Here is a 400-nt window from a genome sequence, read left to right on the forward strand (position 1 = left end):
CCTTCTGCTGAGGTGTTGCCCGCAGCATCAGTAATCGTTGCCGTCACTGTGACCGTCTCGCCTTCCGCAACCACTTCAACCGTCGTGTCTACAGAGCCCGCTTCGATATCAGTATCTGTTAATTCGATCTCTGTACCATTCACTGTCAACGTATCGCCCGCAACCGCTCCAGTATCTGCAAGAGAGATAGTGACATTGACTGCACCGTCGGCTTCACTATTGTTGATGAAGCCATCACTGTTCGCATCTTCTGTGATCGTCACTGACGGTGTCGCTGGCGCTGTGGTATCAGTATCAGCATCAGCATCAGTATCAGTATCAGTATCAGTATCAGTATCAGTATCAGTATCAGTATCAGTATCAGTATCAGTATCAGTATCAGTATCAGTATCAGTATCAG

General features: G+C 47.8%; 1 protein-coding gene. It reads right to left on the reverse strand.

Features of this window, described 5'->3' with window-relative positions; translation table 11 throughout:
* Window positions 1-400 (reverse strand): hypothetical protein (locus tag ABFY09_RS15140; RefSeq protein WP_347985103.1); only part of this gene is annotated, 400 nt, incomplete at both ends.

The organism is Marinomonas sp. 5E14-1, from assembly GCF_039939215.1.
Lineage (GTDB): Bacteria > Pseudomonadota > Gammaproteobacteria > Pseudomonadales > Marinomonadaceae > Marinomonas.